The sequence below is a fragment of the uncultured Ferrovibrio sp. genome, from assembly GCF_937960835.1.
Lineage (GTDB): Bacteria > Pseudomonadota > Alphaproteobacteria > Ferrovibrionales > Ferrovibrionaceae > Ferrovibrio.
In genome coordinates, this window is record NZ_CALGPC010000006.1 from 529,601 (window position 1) to 542,650 (window position 13,050).

15 protein-coding genes are annotated in these 13,050 nt (G+C 62.8%); 6 read left to right on the forward strand and 9 right to left on the reverse strand.

Annotated elements, in window-relative coordinates; translation table 11 throughout:
* Positions 1-11 precede the first annotated feature (11 nt).
* From Q0603_RS06900 to Q0603_RS06930, 7 genes are all read right to left on the reverse strand, one after another.
* A complete protein-coding gene (locus Q0603_RS06900; RefSeq protein WP_298723944.1) occupies positions 12-347 on the reverse strand; it encodes a hypothetical protein in 336 nt (111 codons plus the stop codon).
* Positions 348-525: 178 nt separating this feature from the next.
* Positions 526-1,530 (reverse strand): ABC transporter ATP-binding protein, encoded by a 1,005-nt coding sequence (locus tag Q0603_RS06905; protein ID WP_298723946.1) that lies wholly within the window; start codon positions 1,528-1,530, stop codon positions 526-528.
* Positions 1,527-2,525 (reverse strand): ABC transporter ATP-binding protein, encoded by a 999-nt coding sequence (locus Q0603_RS06910; protein WP_298723948.1) that lies wholly within the window; start codon positions 2,523-2,525, stop codon positions 1,527-1,529. The genes Q0603_RS06905 and Q0603_RS06910 overlap by 4 nt, the downstream gene beginning before the upstream one ends.
* 5 nt (positions 2,526-2,530) lie before the next feature.
* Entirely contained in the window at positions 2,531-3,448 is a 918-nt protein-coding gene (locus Q0603_RS06915) for an ABC transporter permease (RefSeq protein ID WP_298723950.1), read from the reverse strand.
* Positions 3,445-4,419: an ABC transporter permease gene (locus Q0603_RS06920; protein ID WP_298723952.1), complete on the reverse strand. Its 975-nt coding sequence runs from the start codon at positions 4,417-4,419 to the stop codon at positions 3,445-3,447. Before Q0603_RS06920 ends, Q0603_RS06915 begins: the two co-directional genes overlap by 4 nt.
* A 174-nt stretch (positions 4,420-4,593) precedes the next feature.
* On the reverse strand, positions 4,594-5,247 hold the full coding sequence (locus tag Q0603_RS06925) for a cell cycle transcriptional regulator TrcR (RefSeq protein ID WP_298723954.1): 654 nt from the start codon (positions 5,245-5,247) through the stop codon (positions 4,594-4,596).
* A 131-nt stretch (positions 5,248-5,378) separates the two neighbouring features.
* Complete coding sequence (locus Q0603_RS06930) at positions 5,379-6,374, reverse strand: NAD(P)H-quinone oxidoreductase (RefSeq protein WP_298723956.1); 996 nt, start codon at positions 6,372-6,374, stop codon at positions 5,379-5,381.
* A 120-nt stretch (positions 6,375-6,494) separates the two neighbouring features.
* On the opposite strand from Q0603_RS06930, the gene Q0603_RS06935 reads away from it, so the two are divergent.
* Positions 6,495-6,671: a DUF1192 domain-containing protein gene (locus Q0603_RS06935; RefSeq protein WP_298723958.1), complete on the forward strand. Its 177-nt coding sequence runs from the start codon at positions 6,495-6,497 to the stop codon at positions 6,669-6,671.
* On the opposite strand, the gene gcvA is transcribed toward Q0603_RS06935, so the two are convergent.
* The gene (gene gcvA, locus Q0603_RS06940) at positions 6,661-7,563 is read right to left on the reverse strand and encodes a transcriptional regulator GcvA (protein WP_298723960.1); all 903 of its coding nucleotides are present in this window, start codon (positions 7,561-7,563) and stop codon (positions 6,661-6,663) included. The two genes, Q0603_RS06935 and gcvA, sit on opposite strands and share 11 nt — an antisense overlap.
* 131 nt (positions 7,564-7,694) lie before the next feature.
* Between gcvA and Q0603_RS06945 the strand changes: the two genes are divergently transcribed.
* Positions 7,695-8,384 carry an NAD(P)H-dependent oxidoreductase gene (locus Q0603_RS06945; RefSeq protein ID WP_298723962.1) on the forward strand — a complete coding sequence of 230 codons (690 nt, stop codon included), beginning with the start codon at positions 7,695-7,697 and terminating at the stop codon, positions 8,382-8,384.
* Between the two features lie 5 nt (positions 8,385-8,389).
* Here the strand turns inward: Q0603_RS06945 and Q0603_RS06950 are convergent, their stop codons facing one another.
* Positions 8,390-9,019 carry a TetR/AcrR family transcriptional regulator gene (locus Q0603_RS06950; RefSeq protein WP_298723964.1) on the reverse strand — a complete coding sequence of 210 codons (630 nt, stop codon included), beginning with the start codon at positions 9,017-9,019 and terminating at the stop codon, positions 8,390-8,392.
* 320 nt (positions 9,020-9,339) lie between these two features.
* On the opposite strand from Q0603_RS06950, the gene Q0603_RS06955 reads away from it, so the two are divergent.
* The 4 genes from Q0603_RS06955 to Q0603_RS06970 are packed head-to-tail and all read left to right on the forward strand — an operon-like array spanning position 9,340 to position 12,964.
* Positions 9,340-10,650 carry an O-acetylhomoserine aminocarboxypropyltransferase gene (locus Q0603_RS06955; RefSeq protein WP_298723966.1) on the forward strand — a complete coding sequence of 437 codons (1,311 nt, stop codon included), beginning with the start codon at positions 9,340-9,342 and terminating at the stop codon, positions 10,648-10,650.
* Between the two features lie 25 nt (positions 10,651-10,675).
* Entirely contained in the window at positions 10,676-11,479 is an 804-nt protein-coding gene (locus Q0603_RS06960; protein WP_298723968.1) for an alpha/beta hydrolase, read from the forward strand.
* Positions 11,476-12,132 (forward strand): thiamine phosphate synthase, encoded by a 657-nt coding sequence (gene thiE, locus Q0603_RS06965; protein WP_298723970.1) that lies wholly within the window; start codon positions 11,476-11,478, stop codon positions 12,130-12,132. Before Q0603_RS06960 ends, thiE begins: the two co-directional genes overlap by 4 nt.
* Positions 12,133-12,169: 37 nt before the next feature.
* A complete protein-coding gene (locus Q0603_RS06970; RefSeq protein ID WP_298723972.1) occupies positions 12,170-12,964 on the forward strand; it encodes an inositol monophosphatase family protein in 795 nt (264 codons plus the stop codon).
* Positions 12,965-13,050 lie beyond the last annotated feature (86 nt).

The following is a 13,050-nucleotide window of genomic DNA, read 5'->3' on the forward strand; positions in this document are numbered from 1 at the left end:
AGGGGCGATGCTTACGTCGTCTCTTCCTTGATCTTCAGATGGGTAGCCTCGACGGGATCGTCCGTCCAATCGTCGCCGCCCGTCATGACGCAACTGCGGCCATCGGGCGTAGTGACGAGCAGGGTCCAGGAGCCGGTTTGCGAAATCAGCAATTCCACCACCCGGTCATCACCGATCGCCCCGGCGGCTTTCGGCTCCTCGCCGAAGCGCTGCAGCAGCATCTTGCCCATGTCTTCGCGCAAGCCGCAGATGGCCTGCCCCATGGTTTGGGCTTGGGAAGGGAAGGGGGCGGTGGCGAGTACGGAAACTGCGATCAGGGACGCACTGAACAAGACGGCCTTGCGCATGGCGGCCTCCATTTTTATGTGCATGCGTCACCGCGTCATGCGGGATGCTCGAGGACTCCACCCTGCCCTGGGCCTATGGCTTTAGTTTTCTCTTTTCAAGGCAGCTTTGTGGCGCCGGCCGCGGCCGGGACAGGATGGCCGGCCGGCACGAAAGAGCTAAACGCTGGATATGGCTGGCTTATGCCGCCAGGGAATCGTTGAGGTGGCAGGCCGACATCCGGCCGGGCGCGATCTCCTGCAGCGCCGGGACTTCCTTCTTGCAGCGTTCGCTGGCGAAGGGGCAGCGCGGATGGAAATGGCAGCCGCTGGGCGGGTCGAGCGGCGAGGGAATCTCGCCGGATATCGGCGTGTAGTCGCGCAGCTCCGCCACCAGCTTCGGGGCCTCGGCCAGCAGGGCCTTGGTGTAGGGATGGTTCGGGCTGGCGAACAGCTCTTCGGTCGGTGCGCTTTCCACCACGCGACCGAGATACATGATCACCACGCGGTCCGAGATATGTTCGACGACCGCAAGGTTGTGGCTGATGAAGAGATAAGTCAGGCCCAGCTGCTCGCGCAGATCCATAAACAGGTTGAGCACCTGCGCCTGGATCGACACGTCCAACGCAGCCACTGCCTCGTCGCAGACGATGAAGCGCGGCTTTACGGCAAGTGCGCGGGCGATGCCAATGCGTTGGCGCTGGCCGCCGGAGAATTGATGCGGGTAGCGGCGGCGATAGCGCGGATCGAGTCCGACCTGATTCATGATCTGCTCGACATATGCAGGCATTTCACTGCGCTTGATCAGGCCATGGGCAACCGGCGCTTCGCCGATGATGTCTTCCACCCGCATGCGCGGATTGAGCGACGCATAAGGGTCCTGGAAGATCATCTGCACGGCGAGCTTATATTCGCGCCGCTCGGCTTCGTTCATTGCATGCAGCGATTTGCCGTGGAAAGAGATCGTGCCATCGCTGGGATCCATGATGCCGGCCACGATCCGCCCAAGCGTCGACTTGCCGCAGCCGCTTTCGCCGACCAGGCCGACCACCTCGCCCTCGCGGATGCCGAGATCGACATGATTGACCGCATGGACAGCGCGCTCCTTGATTCCGGCGCCGAAGAGATTGGCGATCTTCGAGGCGAGGTCGAGCCGCCAGACGAAGCGCTTGGAGATATTCTTCAGTTCAAGCATGGGGGCATTCATGCCGCAGTCTCCGACGGGGTCAGCGGCTTGGCGTCATAGGGATGATGGCAGCGCACGCCATGACCGGGCGACAATTCCGCCAGCTCAGGCATGGTGTCGCAAAGCGCGTCGGCACGGCTGCAGCGATTCTTGAAGCGGCAGCCCGGCGGCAAGTTAATCAGCGCCGGGGTCATGCCTGGGATCTGGAACAGGCGCTTGCCGCGCGGCAAGGCGCCGGGCACCGAGCCGATCAGGCCGCGCGTGTAGGGATGCTGGGGCCGTTCGATCACGGTGGCGACCGGACCGGTTTCGACGATACGTCCGGCATACATGACCATGATGCGGTCAGCCAGGCCGGCGACGACGGAGAGGTCGTGCGTAATCCAGATCAGCGCCGTGCCGGTATCGCGGCAGAGCTTGCGCATCTCATAGAGGATCTGGCCCTGAATGGTCACGTCGAGCGCCGTGGTCGGCTCGTCAGCAATGATCAGGTCGGGCTTGTGCAGCAGCGCAGTGGCGATGGCAACGCGCTGACGCATGCCGCCGGAAAGCTGATGTGGGTAGGACAGCAGCCGTTCTTCCGGCGCGGCGATGCCAACCGCCCTCAGGGCTTCGGCGGCGCGGGCGCGCGCCGCGACGTCGCTGACCTTCTCATGCGCCTGCACCGTCTCGATCATCTGCGTGTCGATGCGCAGCACCGGGTTCAGCGTCATCATCGGATCCTGGAAGATCATCGCGATGCGCGCGCCGCGCAGCTGTCGCATGCGCTGCGGGCTGGCCCTGGTGATGTCTTCGCCCTTGAACAGAATCTTGCCGCCGGCGATGTGGCCGGGCGCGTCGATCAGGCCAAGGATTGAGAAGCCGGTGATCGACTTGCCCGAACCGGACTCTCCGACAAGGCCGAGGATCTCGCCTTGCGCGACTTCGAAGCTGACGCCGTCGACGGCACGCACGATGCCGTCACGGGTGGGGAAATGGGTCTCGAGATTCTCGACCTTGAGCGTTGGTGCAGTCATTCGGATCAGCGCTTCAGGCGGGGATTGAGGACGTCGCGGAGCTGGTCGCCGACCAGGTTGATCGCGATGATGACCAGAGTGAGCAGCAGGCCCGGGAACAGAGAGATCCAGTAGACACCACTGAGCAGGTAGTCGAATCCGTTGGCGATCAGCATGCCCAGCGAAGGCTCGGTTACCGGCACGCCAAGGCCAAGGAAGCTGAGCGTGGCTTCCAGGGTGATGGAGCGGGCAATGTCGATGGTCGCGATCACGATCAGGGGCGGCATGCAGTTCGGCAGCAGATGCCGTAGCAAAAGCCGTGCCCGGCTGAGGCCCAGGCAGCGCGCCGCCTCGACATATTCCTTGCTGCGTTCCACAAGTGCAGCGCCGCGGGCTGCACGGGCGAAATAGGCCCATTGCACGACCACAAGCGCGATGATCACCTTGTCCACGCCGTTGCCCAGCACTGCGAGCAGGATCAGCGCGACCAGGATGGCAGGGAAGGAAAGCTGAATGTCGACGACGCGCATGATGAAGGTGTCGATCCTGCCGCCGGCATAGGCAGCCAGCAGGCCGGCAAAGGCGCCGATGGCCAAAGCAAGCGCAACAGCGGTGACGCCGACAAACAGACTGATGCGCAGGCCATAGAGCATGGCGCTCAGCATGTCGCGGCCTTGCCCGTCGCTACCCAGCAGGAAGGTCATGCCGGTGCCGGAGACCTCGCCGGGCGGCAGACGCGCATCGAGAATGTCGAGGTTGGCGAGGTCATAAGGATCTTGCGGCGCTACATAAGGGCCGAAGATGGCTGCCAGCGCGAAGAACATCAGCAGGATAAAGCCGAAGACGGCCAGCTTGCTCTCGACAAATTCGGCGATGATCCGCTTGATGGGCGATTCTGTCTTAGCCGGTGCGGTCGTCTGAGCGGGCAGGGTGACGTCGCTCATTTCGCACCTCCGAGCCGTACGCGCGGATCAAGCACCGAGTAGAGGATGTCGACGATCAGGTTGATCGCCACCAGCAGCAGCACGACGACGATCAGATATGCAACAACCACCGGGCGGTCGAGATGAATGATCGAATCGATCAGCAGCTTGCCCATGCCGGGCCAGGAGAAGATCGTTTCGGTAATCACTGCAAAAGCGATCAGCGCGCCAAGTTCAAGGCCTGTCACGGTGGTGATCGGCACCATGATGTTCTTTAGGATATGCACGCCGATGACGCGCTTCTCATCAAGGCCCTTGGCACGGGCGAATTTCACGTAGTCCATCAGCATCACCTCGCGCGCAGTGGCGCGGGCGAGGCGGATAATCAATGCGCATTTCGACAAGCCGAGCGTGATCGCCGGCAGGATGATGTGCTTCCAGCCATTGGCGGTGAAGACGCTGAGCTCGATGCCGAGCACCTCCACCGTCTGTCCGCGGCCCGAGGCGGGCAGCCAGCCGAACTGCACGGCGAAGAGCATGATCAGCATCAGGCCGACCCAGAAATTTGGCAGCGAGAATCCCAGCACCGAGCCCGCCATGATCGCGCGTGCGCCGATGGTTTCATGCCGCAGGCCGGCATAGAGGCCGAGCGGCACGCCAATCACCACCGCCATGATTGTGGCGGTCAGCGCCAGTTCCAGCGTGGCCGGCATGCGCTCCAGGATCAGGCCCAAAGAGGGCTGGCCGAAGACGAAGGACTTGCCGAAATCGCCCTGCACTGCGGCAGTAAGAAAGGTGAAATACTGTTCCCAGACGGGACGGTCGAGGCCTAGCGACCTGGCGATCTCCTCGCGGTCAAGTTCGGTGGCTTCGGGGCTTACCAGGATTGCCAGCGGATCGCCGATCAGGTAGATGCCGACGAATACCAGCACCGACATGACGGCCACCACGAGCGCGGCCTGCATCAATCGTCGAATGATAAAAACCAACATCCCCCGAGTTCCTTACTCGTCCGCTATTGGCGAGGCGTCACCCCCGCGGTTTTATTCTTATATTGGCTATAGCGGAAACCGACCGATGCGGCCAGCATGTTCAATGCCGCAGCCGCTCGGTTCAGCTTCTGGCGGTACTACAACGCGTTAGCGGGTAGAAAAACGCTTAAGAAATCAGTCGGTGCTGCTGCCTTCGTCGCCATTTGCCTCCGGCGCGGGCGCATCAGTCTGTTGCGGCTCGGCAGTGGCGACTTCGGCACGGGCCTTGGCGCGCGCCTCTCGGGCTTCGCGCTTCTCCCGGTTTTCCTTACGCTTGGCGGCGAGGATCAGAACGCGGTCCAGCTCGGCCTGACTGCACATGCCAAGGCTGACCGGATCGCGCGGCTTGATATTGGCGTGATTCCAGTGCGTACGGTTGCGCACGGAATCGATGGTGGCTTTCGTCGTGCCGAGCAGCTTCTGAATCTGCGCATCGGCCACTTCAGGATGATACTTGAGCAGCCAGGCGATGGCGTCCGGGCGGTCCTGGCGCTTGGACAGCGGCGTGTATTTGGCGCCCTTGGTCTTCTGGCGTTGCAGCGGCACGGTGGGCGCCAGCAGCTTGAGGTCCGCCGCTGGATCGGCTTCGCAGCGGGCGATCTCGTCCGCCGAAAGCTGGCCGTTGGCCACCGGATCGAGCCCGACGATGCCCACCGCGACTTCGCCGTCGGCAATGCCCTTCACCTCCAGCGGATGCAACCCGCAGAAGCGGGCGATCTGGTCGAAGGTGAGCTTGGTATTGTCGATCAGCCACACGGCTGTGGCTTTGGGCATCAAGGGCAATGCCATTGGGTAAAATCCTCCTGCTGCGGCCGGCCGGCTTCACGGCCGCCCGCGGGGCTATACAAAATCGCGCGACAATATAGTGGAACGGCCTTGCCGCGCAACCACCCCGGATTTCCGGGTTTATTTATTGCTGCTCAAACAGTTAGCAGCACCTTGCCGATATGGTCGGCATGGTCGATGCGGCTGTGGGCCGCACTCGCTTCGGTCAGAGGGAAGCGGGAGTCCACCACCACTTTAAGGCGCCCATCGGCAAAAGCCGGCCAGACCTTCTCCTCTAGGGCGCGGGCAATCGCTCCCTTGAAGGCGACCGGCCGGGGCCGCAGGGTAGAGCCCGTTACCGTCAGTCGCTTGCGCATGACCACGCTGAGATCGCCTTCGCCCTTGGGGCCGCCCTGGACGGCGATGATCACCAGCCGTCCTTCCTCGGCTAAGCTCTTGATATTCGGGGCGAAATACTTGCCACCGACCATGTCGAGGATGACGTTGACGCCCTTGCCCTGGGTCAAATCATTGATCCGGCTGGCAAAATCTTCGGTTTTGTAGTTGATCGCCTTCTCGGCGCCCAGTTCCTCGCAATAGCGGCATTTCTTATCGGTGCCGGCAGTCGCGAAAATTCGTCCCGCGCCCAGCAGCTTGGCCAGCTGGATCGCGGCCACGCCGATGCCGGAGGCACCGCCATGGATCAGGATGCTTTCGCCGGGCTGCAGCCGGCCGCGGTCGGCGATATTCGTCCAGACCGTAAACCAGTTCTCAGGCAGAGCGGCCGCCTCGGCCATATCCAGGCCCTGCGGCACCGGCAGGCATTGCTCGGCGGGGGCCACGCAATAGGTGGCATAGCCGCCGCCGGCTAGCAGGGCACAGACCTTGTCGCCGACTTTCCAGCGGCTGACGCCCTGACCCAGCGCGACGATCTCGCCCGAGACTTCCAGGCCGGGGTAATCCGGCGCGCCCGGCGGCGGGGGGTACATGCCGGCCCGCTGCAGCACGTCTGGCCGGTTCACGCCGGCCGCAGCCACCTTGATCAGCACCTCGCCTGCGCCGGGCTGAGGCAGCGGACGTTTGGCCGGCTTCAGCACCTCGGGTCCGCCGGGCTGGCTGATCTCGATGACGGTCATCTCCTGGGGCAGCATGTATTTTCCTCCGTTGGACTTCGTGATCTAACGGCCCACGTGATATTGGACAAGCTGCCAATATTGTTTTTTGGCGCTTTGCCACCGTATCGGGAAGTTCGCGTTCGATGGGAGAAAGGCATGGACTGGGACGAGGCCGTATCGCGCAAACCGGTAGCGCCGAAATACGACACCATGTCGATCGAGGATCTCGAAGCCCGCATCGGCGAACTGGAAGCGGAAATCGTCACGATCCGCAGCATCATCAAAAGCAAGCAGGCGGCGCGCGGTGCGGCCGATACCTTCTTCAAGAAGTAAGTTTCTTTCCAGAGGCGGCTTCTTGCAGCCATTTCCGAAGAGCCGCGATCTCCGGCCCGTCGGAGACGGCTGCCGGGTAGACCAGCTGATAGCGGTATCCATCCACCACTGGGCCGAAGGGCTGCACCAGTGCGCCGCTGGCAAGTTCCTCGGCCACCAAGATCAAGCTCAGCAGCGCCACACCTTGCCCGGCAATCGCCGCCTGGATTGCGTGGCTTTCATCGCTGAAGCGGATTCCGTTCTCCACTTGCAAATCCGCCAAGCCCGCTTTCGCCGCCCAGAGACGCCAGGTCGGCGTATCGCGTTTAAGCTTCCGCCAATCGAAATGCAGCAAGGTGTGGCGGCGCAGATCTGCCGCTGCCTTCAGGCCCAGATGCGGCGAGGCGACGGGTGCGAAGCGATCCTCCAGCAAAACCTTCGCATGCAGGCCGGGAAATGGCCCGTACCCATAGCGGATCGCGACATCGGCACTGCCGCTGATCAGATCCACGGGCTCTTCCGACGCATGCAGATGCAGGTCGATCTCCGGCTGTGCCGCGCGCCAGCTTGGTATGCGCGGCAGCAGCCATTTCGCCGCGAAGGCTGGTGTGACCGAGAGCGTGAGGCTGCGGCGGCGCGGCGGCGCAACCAGAGAGTGGAGCGTCCGCGCAAAGGCATCGAAGCCATCGCGCAGCACCGGATAAAGCTGCTGCCCCGCCGGGGTCAGCGCCACGCTGCGAGTCTGGCGTTCGAATAGCGGCAGCTTTAGCGTTTCTTCCAGCAGCCTGATCTGGTGGCTGATCGCTGTCGGCGTCACGCCAAGTTCCTTGGCTGCGCGCTTGAAACTGAGATGACGCGCGGCGGCTTCGAAGGCGCGAAGGGCGGCAAGCGGTGGCAGGCGTCGGTACTGCATGGCTGAAATAAACTCATCCATTAAGCTGAGTAATTTGAATTTGTTCACGCATGGCCATGGCAATAGATAGCGAGGCGTAGAGCAAAGTGAATGAGCTGTTCTCATCCATCTCAGCCGGAAGGATTTCGCCAATGGTCAACTTGCTGTGGATCGACGCCAGTGCCCGTCCCCATGCCTCGGACACCATGCCGCATGGCTCGCATACGCGGCGGCTAACCCGCCGCTTTGTCGAGCGTTGGCGCGGACACAATCCCCAGGACGAGATCGTCTATCGTGATGTCGGGCAGAATCCGCCCGCGCCGGTGACCGGCGCCTGGATCCATGCGGCCTTTACCAAGCCTGAGCAGCGCGAGCTGTGGATGCATGATGTGCTGCGCGAAAGCGATCTCCTGGTCGATGAGCTGATCCGCGCCGATCTGATCGTGGCAGGCGTGCCAATGTACAATTTTGGTATTCCGGCGCAGTTCAAAGCCTATATTGACAATATTGTGCGGGTTGGCCGCACCTTCGGCTTCGACCGCGCCCGTGCCGGTGAGCCTTACTGGCCTATGCTCACCGAGCAGCACAAGACCCTCGTCATTCTCAGCGCACGCGGCGATTACGGCTATGAACCGCATGATCGGATCGCGGCGATGAACCATGTCGAGCCGCATATCCGCACCGCCTTTGGCTATATCGGCATCACCGATATCGAAAGTGTGGCGGTCGAATATGACGAATTCGCCGATGAGCGGTTGCGGGCCTCCATTGCTGCGGCGGAGGCCGCCGTCGATGGTCTGGTCGACCGGCTGATCGCCCGCCGATATCGCTCGGCGGCTTAGCCGCGTCAGGCGCGCATGCCCTGGCAGGCGATCTCCACCGCGATCTCGGCGCGCTCGCGCCATACCGCCTCGTCGAGGTCGGCGGTGAGCCGCGGGTCATGGAAGCGGCCCATCAGGTCGTCCAGGGCTTGCGCCAGGCGCTCGGCCGGTTCGGCACGGAAACCACCGGCTGCCTGACCTTCGGCCAACAGCCCAGTCAGGTGACGCCGAACATGCGCCCGATGCTGCTGCGGCACCGCGGTGAGGTTGTGGACCACCTCATCCAGCACCTCGGCCAGACAGGGGTCGGTGACATACCGCCGGGCGCAGGCCGCGTCAGCCAGCAGGAAGGCCCGAAGCCGGTCGGCAGGCCCGCGACCATGGTCGCGGGCAATGGCGGCGAGGGTGGCCTCATCCTCGGCAAACCAGCGGGTCGCCAGCGCGGCCACGATGGCGCGCTTGTTGGGGTAATAGCGGTAGACGGCGGTGCGGGCCACACCGGCTTCCGCAGCGATATCCTCGATGCGCGTCCGCTTTCCCCCTAAGCGTCGAAAGCAGGCCAAGGCGGCGTCGAGCAGGCGGTCCGGCACGGGGCCTGGATGGGCTGCAGTGGCCGGCTGCGATCCGGATTGTGACACGGGCGGAGGATTTGTCATGCCCGCGACCATACATGATCACCCGCGGCAACGAAATCTTAAGTGGGTGCTGGCATTCTCTGCCGCAGTTCAGTTTGGGTCATAGTTTCCTCCCTGTTGATTTGACCTTGGCCGCCGGTCCTCTGGCGGCCGCTTTTTTGGGCCTGATACAATTTGTTACATTGGCTTGACTGGACCGGGGCCAACATGGATTAATCCGGACCAGTTTCGAGGTTTGAGGCTAAATTTCGGGGTCGTCCCATCCAACCGGAAGGGGCGGCCTACTTTTTATGGCTTGCCTCGTAGTAGGCTTGCCCCCGTAGATCAGGGAGGGACATCCGATGGAACCCAAATTCCTCCGTTTCGATACGTTGAGCCTGCATGCCGGCCAGCAGCCTGATCCCGTGACAGGCGCCCGCGCCGTCCCGATCTATCAGACGACGTCTTATGTCTTCCGCGACACTGATCATGCGGCCGCGCTGTTCAATCTGGAACGCGGCGGCCACATCTATTCGCGCATATCCAATCCAACTGTGGCGGTGTTGGAAGAGCGTCTGGCGGCGCTGGAAGGCGGCGTCGGTGCCGTCTGCACGGCTTCGGGCCAGGCAGCCTTGCATCTGGCCATCGCGACCCTGATGGGGCAGGGCGGACATATTGTCGCCTCGCGCAATATCTACGGCGGCAGCTACAATATGCTGATCCACACGCTGCCGCGGTTCGGCATCACCACCACCTTCGTCGATCCGCACGATCATGCGGCGATCAAGGCGGCGATCAAGCCGGAGACGCGGCTCGTCTTTGGCGAGATCCTCGGCAATCCGGGCCTTGAAGTGCTGGACGTGCCGGCAGTGGCAAAGATTGCTCACGATGCCGGCATCCCGCTGATGCTCGATTGCACCTTCGCCACGCCTTATCTGTTCAAGGGATTCGAGCATGGCGCCGATCTGGTGATGCATTCAGCGACCAAATTCCTCGGCGGCCATGGCGTGGCCATCGGCGGCGCGCTGATCGATTCCGGACGCTTTGATTGGGAGGCCTCTGGCAAATTCCCGACGCTGACCGAGCCATATGCCGGTTATCACGGTCTCGACTTTGCCGAGGAATTTGGTCCTAGCGCTTTCATCATGCGCGCCCGGGCCGAGGGGCTGCGCGATTTCGGCGCCTGCATGTCGCCGACCAACGCCTTCCATATCCTGCAGGGCGTCGAGACATTGCATCTGCGCATGAGCCGCCATGTCGAGAATGCGCGCAAGGTCGTCGCTTTCCTGAAAAGCCATCCGGCGGTGGATTGGGTGTCCTATCCGGAACTGCCCGAGCATCCCGACCATGAACTGGCAAAGAAACTGCTGCCCAGGGGTTGCGGCGCGATCTTCAGCTTCGGCGTGAAGGGCGGGCGCGAAGCGGGCCGCGTCCTGATCGAAAGCCTGCAGATCTTCTCGCATCTGGCGAATGTCGGCGATGCCAAGTCGCTGGTGATCCACCCGGCCAGTACCACACATCAGCAGATGAGCGCCGCCGAACTGAAGGCGGCCGGTATCGGCGAGGAACTGGTGCGGCTTTCGATCGGTCTGGAAGATCCCCAGGATCTGCTCGACGATCTGAACCAGGCCCTGCGTGCCGTGCAGAAGGCTGTCAAGGCGGCAGCCGAATAATCCGGACAAGAAGAGGGAGCGCAGCATGTGGCTCGAGGTTGCGGGCAAGCGCGTATTCGCCGCCACCGGCGGTAAGGATTTCGATCCGGCCAAGCCGGCCGTCGTCTTCATTCACGGCAACGCCTGCGACCATACGGTCTGGGCGTTGCAGACACGCTGGTTCGCCTATCATGGCTTTTCGGTGCTGGCGCTCGATCTGCCGGGCAATGGCCGCTCGGAAGGGCCGATGCTGACGAGCATCGAGGCCTTTGCCGATTGGATGCCGAAGCTGCTCGATGCGGCGCAGATAAAGACCGCAACGCTGGTCGGCCATTCGATGGGCGCCTTGATCGCGCTGGAAACGGCGGCCCGCTACCCCGAGCGTGTGGCGAAGCTGTCGCTGCTGGGCTTCACTTATCCTATGGCGGTCAATCCGGAATTGCAGAAGCTGGCCGATAGCGGTGTCTATACGGTCGTTGAGCTGATGAACGACTGGATGATCACCAAGAAGAACCAGATCGGCGGGAACAAGGTGCCGGGCTCCTATCTGCTCGGCGGCAGCATACGGCTGGTCGATCGCGCGCCGCGCGAATGCCTCGCGCTGGGCTTTCGCATCTGCAACGACTACAGCAATGGCGCCGAGGCGGTTAAAGCAGTGCAATGTCCGGTGCAGATTCTCTCCGGCGAACGCGACATCATGACGTCGCCCCGGGCGGTGCGCGGCCTGATGAAGGATTTCAAGGATGCGCGTCTCGATCTGCTGCCGGGCTGCGGCCATCTGATGATGGGCGAGCGCCCCGACGAGACGCTGGATGCGTTGAAGAGTTTCATTGCCGGTTCGGTGAAATGAGTAAAACTCCTGAACAGCGTCTGTATCTGATTACCCCGCCGGCAATCGAGCCGAAGGCATTCGCGGAAGACCTAAAGGCTGCTTTGAGTGCAGGCGATGTCGCCTGCCTGCAACTGCGGCTGAAGGATGGAGAGGCGACGGCATCGGACAATGCCTTTCGCCGTGCCGCTGAGGTGCTGATGCCGATCTGTCACGAGCATGACGTAGCCTTCCTCATCAACGACCGGCCCGATCTGGCGGTCAAGCTCGGCGCCGATGGCGTCCATGTCGGCCAGGAGGACACGCCTTACGCGGAGGCGCGCCGTATCCTTGGCGAGGATCGCATCGTCGGCGTCACCTGCCATAATTCCCGCCATCTCGCGATGGAGGCGGGCGAGGCCGGTGCTGATTATGTCGCGTTCGGCGCCTTCTATCCCACCGACACCAAGCAGCCGAAAACCCGGGCCGAGCCGGAAATCCTCGCCTGGTGGTCGGAGCTGATGGAAATCCCCTGTGTCGCCATCGGCGGGATCACGGTGGAGAATTGCGCGCCGCTGATCACCGCGGGCGCTGATTTCCTTGCCGTCAGCGCCGGCGTGTGGCGCCATCCGGAAGGCCCGGCGGCGGCGGTGAAAGCCTTCAACCGGGCGCTTGCCGAGCATGGCCGTGGCTGATAGGGTCCGCCCCCTTTCCAGACGAGCATAAAATCCAATGGCCCTGCGATCCGCCCTGATCAATGCGATGGCGAACGCGGCGCGTAAAGCGCAGCGCAGCCTGACCCGCGATTTCAACGAAGTCGAACAGCTTCAGGTCTCGAAGAAGGGACCTGCCGATTTCGTTTCGGCCGCCGACCGGAAGGCCGAGAAGATCCTGCATCAGGAGTTGTCCAAGCTTCGCCCGGATTTCGGCTTCATCATGGAAGAAGCCGGCCGCATCGAGGCCAAGGACGGCAAGACCTACTGGGTTATCGACCCGCTGGACGGCACGACGAATTTTTTGCACGGCATTCCCCATTTCGCCATTTCGATTGCCGTGCAGCGCGAAGGCGAACTGATCGCCGGCATCGTGCTGGACGTGATCCGGGATGAGCTGTTCTGGGCCGAGAAGGGGGTCGGCGCCTATATGAACGAGCGCCGCATCCGGGTTTCCGCCCGGCGCAAGCTGCCCGAGGCGCTATTCGCCACCGGCATCCCGTTCCATGGTCGTCCCGGCCACGCCCAGTTCCTCAAGGAAATGACCAGCGTGATGGGGGAGGTGGCCGGCATCCGCCGCATGGGCGCAGCCGCCCTCGACCTCGCTTATGTCGCCGCTGGCCGGTATGACGGGTTCTGGGAAGCCGGCCTGTCCCCCTGGGACATTGCGGCCGGGATTGTGCTGGTCCGCGAGGCCGGCGGCATGGTGACCGACCTGAAGGGCGGCGATACCATGATCGAAACCGGCGGAATCGTAGCCGCCAACGACGTTCTCCATGGCCCGCTGCTCAAGCTGCTGGCCAAGAGCGCCTGAGACGTCGCGTCGCACAACTGATTGATTCATCGAATGCCGGGTTGTCGGTCCCGCCTGCCTCCGCTATCGTTCGGACCCAGTTGGGG

What these genes read in the sequence shown, in the direction of transcription:
- Q0603_RS06920 (WP_298723952.1), bottom strand. Translation starts at nt 4,419, where the DNA reads ATGTTGGTTTTTATCATTCGACGATTGATGCAGGCCGCGCTCGTGGTG.
- thiE (WP_298723970.1), top strand. Translation starts at nt 11,476, where the DNA reads ATGAGTAAAACTCCTGAACAGCGTCTGTATCTGATTACCCCGCCGGCA.
- gcvA (WP_298723960.1), bottom strand. Translation starts at nt 7,563, where the DNA reads ATGCAGTACCGACGCCTGCCACCGCTTGCCGCCCTTCGCGCCTTCGAA.
- Q0603_RS06930 (WP_298723956.1), bottom strand. Translation starts at nt 6,374, where the DNA reads ATGCTGCCCCAGGAGATGACCGTCATCGAGATCAGCCAGCCCGGCGGA.
- Q0603_RS06945 (WP_298723962.1), top strand. Translation starts at nt 7,695, where the DNA reads ATGGTCAACTTGCTGTGGATCGACGCCAGTGCCCGTCCCCATGCCTCG.
- Q0603_RS06935 (WP_298723958.1), top strand. Translation starts at nt 6,495, where the DNA reads ATGGACTGGGACGAGGCCGTATCGCGCAAACCGGTAGCGCCGAAATAC.
- Q0603_RS06925 (WP_298723954.1), bottom strand. Translation starts at nt 5,247, where the DNA reads ATGGCATTGCCCTTGATGCCCAAAGCCACAGCCGTGTGGCTGATCGAC.
- Q0603_RS06970 (WP_298723972.1), top strand. Translation starts at nt 12,170, where the DNA reads ATGGCCCTGCGATCCGCCCTGATCAATGCGATGGCGAACGCGGCGCGT.
- Q0603_RS06910 (WP_298723948.1), bottom strand. Translation starts at nt 2,525, where the DNA reads ATGACTGCACCAACGCTCAAGGTCGAGAATCTCGAGACCCATTTCCCC.
- Q0603_RS06905 (WP_298723946.1), bottom strand. Translation starts at nt 1,530, where the DNA reads ATGAATGCCCCCATGCTTGAACTGAAGAATATCTCCAAGCGCTTCGTC.
- Q0603_RS06900 (WP_298723944.1), bottom strand. Translation starts at nt 347, where the DNA reads ATGCGCAAGGCCGTCTTGTTCAGTGCGTCCCTGATCGCAGTTTCCGTA.
- Q0603_RS06955 (WP_298723966.1), top strand. Translation starts at nt 9,340, where the DNA reads ATGGAACCCAAATTCCTCCGTTTCGATACGTTGAGCCTGCATGCCGGC.
- Q0603_RS06960 (WP_298723968.1), top strand. Translation starts at nt 10,676, where the DNA reads ATGTGGCTCGAGGTTGCGGGCAAGCGCGTATTCGCCGCCACCGGCGGT.
- Q0603_RS06915 (WP_298723950.1), bottom strand. Translation starts at nt 3,448, where the DNA reads ATGAGCGACGTCACCCTGCCCGCTCAGACGACCGCACCGGCTAAGACA.
- Q0603_RS06950 (WP_298723964.1), bottom strand. Translation starts at nt 9,019, where the DNA reads ATGACAAATCCTCCGCCCGTGTCACAATCCGGATCGCAGCCGGCCACT.